Source organism: Bacillus sp. FSL R5-0593 (assembly GCF_038603755.1).
In the GTDB taxonomy this organism is placed as follows: Bacteria; Bacillota; Bacilli; order Bacillales; family Bacillaceae; genus Bacillus; species Bacillus velezensis.
This window is the reverse complement of the sequence record NZ_CP152011.1, coordinates 167,501-170,000: the sequence shown is the minus strand read 5'-3', so window position 1 is coordinate 170,000 and position 2,500 is coordinate 167,501. Positions and strand designations below refer to the sequence as shown.

At 52.7% G+C, this 2,500-nt stretch carries 2 rRNA genes (1 of these 2 only partly in view); both read right to left on the bottom strand.

Features of this window, described 5'->3' with window-relative positions:
• Positions 1 to 693 (bottom strand): 23S ribosomal RNA (locus tag NYE36_RS00995) (it extends 2,237 nt beyond the left edge of the window).
• A 233-nt stretch (positions 694 to 926) separates the two neighbouring features.
• Positions 927 to 2,476 (bottom strand): 16S ribosomal RNA (locus NYE36_RS00990).
• The 16S and 23S rRNA genes sit together here, the layout of an rRNA operon.
• Positions 2,477 to 2,500 lie beyond the last annotated feature (24 nt).

The following is a 2,500-nucleotide window of genomic DNA, read 5'->3' as shown; positions in this document are numbered from 1 at the left end:
CTATTCAGACTCGCTTTCGCTGCGGCTCCGCATCTTCTGCTTAACCTTGCACGGGATCGTAACTCGCCGGTTCATTCTACAAAAGGCACGCCATCACCCGTTAACGGGCTCTGACTACTTGTAGGCACACGGTTTCAGGATCTCTTTCACTCCCCTTCCGGGGTGCTTTTCACCTTTCCCTCACGGTACTGGTTCACTATCGGTCACTAGGGAGTATTTAGCCTTGGGAGATGGTCCTCCCGGATTCCGACGGAATTTCACGTGTTCCGCCGTACTCAGGATCCACTCAGGAGAGAACGAAGTTTTGACTACAGGGCTGTTACCTCCTATGGCGGGCCTTTCCAGACCTCTTCATCTACCTCGTTCCTTTGTAACTCCGTACAGAGTGTCCTACAACCCCAAGAGGCAAGCCTCTTGGTTTGGGCTGGTCCCGTTTCGCTCGCCGCTACTCAGGGAATCGCATTTGCTTTCTCTTCCTCCGGGTACTTAGATGTTTCAGTTCCCCGGGTCTGCCTTCTCATATCCTATGTATTCAGATATGGATACCACTCCATTACGAGTGGTGGGTTTCCCCATTCGGAAATCTCCGGATCAAAGCTTGCTTACAGCTCCCCGAAGCATATCGGTGTTCGTCCCGTCCTTCATCGGCTCCTAGTGCCAAGGCATCCACCGTGCGCCCTTTCTAACTTAACCGTTAAAAAGAATCACTACGTGATATCTTGCATTACTAATTGAATGTGAATTACTTCTGTTATCTAGTTTTCAAAGAACAACGCATAGGACATGCTAACACATGCGTTGCCACAGGAAGTGGCGCATTTAGCAGGTGTTCCTATGTTTTGAAGGAATGATCCTTCAAAACTAAACAAGACAGGGAACGTTCTGTTTATAAGACCCAAGGTCTTATATTCCGTTAAAATCCTTAGAAAGGAGGTGATCCAGCCGCACCTTCCGATACGGCTACCTTGTTACGACTTCACCCCAATCATCTGTCCCACCTTCGGCGGCTGGCTCCATAAAGGTTACCTCACCGACTTCGGGTGTTACAAACTCTCGTGGTGTGACGGGCGGTGTGTACAAGGCCCGGGAACGTATTCACCGCGGCATGCTGATCCGCGATTACTAGCGATTCCAGCTTCACGCAGTCGAGTTGCAGACTGCGATCCGAACTGAGAACAGATTTGTGGGATTGGCTTAACCTCGCGGTTTCGCTGCCCTTTGTTCTGTCCATTGTAGCACGTGTGTAGCCCAGGTCATAAGGGGCATGATGATTTGACGTCATCCCCACCTTCCTCCGGTTTGTCACCGGCAGTCACCTTAGAGTGCCCAACTGAATGCTGGCAACTAAGATCAAGGGTTGCGCTCGTTGCGGGACTTAACCCAACATCTCACGACACGAGCTGACGACAACCATGCACCACCTGTCACTCTGCCCCCGAAGGGGACGTCCTATCTCTAGGATTGTCAGAGGATGTCAAGACCTGGTAAGGTTCTTCGCGTTGCTTCGAATTAAACCACATGCTCCACCGCTTGTGCGGGCCCCCGTCAATTCCTTTGAGTTTCAGTCTTGCGACCGTACTCCCCAGGCGGAGTGCTTAATGCGTTAGCTGCAGCACTAAGGGGCGGAAACCCCCTAACACTTAGCACTCATCGTTTACGGCGTGGACTACCAGGGTATCTAATCCTGTTCGCTCCCCACGCTTTCGCTCCTCAGCGTCAGTTACAGACCAGAGAGTCGCCTTCGCCACTGGTGTTCCTCCACATCTCTACGCATTTCACCGCTACACGTGGAATTCCACTCTCCTCTTCTGCACTCAAGTTCCCCAGTTTCCAATGACCCTCCCCGGTTGAGCCGGGGGCTTTCACATCAGACTTAAGAAACCGCCTGCGAGCCCTTTACGCCCAATAATTCCGGACAACGCTTGCCACCTACGTATTACCGCGGCTGCTGGCACGTAGTTAGCCGTGGCTTTCTGGTTAGGTACCGTCAAGGTGCCGCCCTATTTGAACGGCACTTGTTCTTCCCTAACAACAGAGCTTTACGATCCGAAAACCTTCATCACTCACGCGGCGTTGCTCCGTCAGACTTTCGTCCATTGCGGAAGATTCCCTACTGCTGCCTCCCGTAGGAGTCTGGGCCGTGTCTCAGTCCCAGTGTGGCCGATCACCCTCTCAGGTCGGCTACGCATCGTCGCCTTGGTGAGCCGTTACCTCACCAACTAGCTAATGCGCCGCGGGTCCATCTGTAAGTGGTAGCCGAAGCCACCTTTTATGTCTGAACCATGCGGTTCAAACAACCATCCGGTATTAGCCCCGGTTTCCCGGAGTTATCCCAGTCTTACAGGCAGGTTACCCACGTGTTACTCACCCGTCCGCCGCTAACATCAGGGAGCAAGCTCCCATCTGTTCGCTCGACTTGCATGTATTAGGCACGCCGCCAGCGTTCGTCCTGAGCCAGGATCAAACTCTCCGATAAAGTAGTTTGACTGACTACGCACAT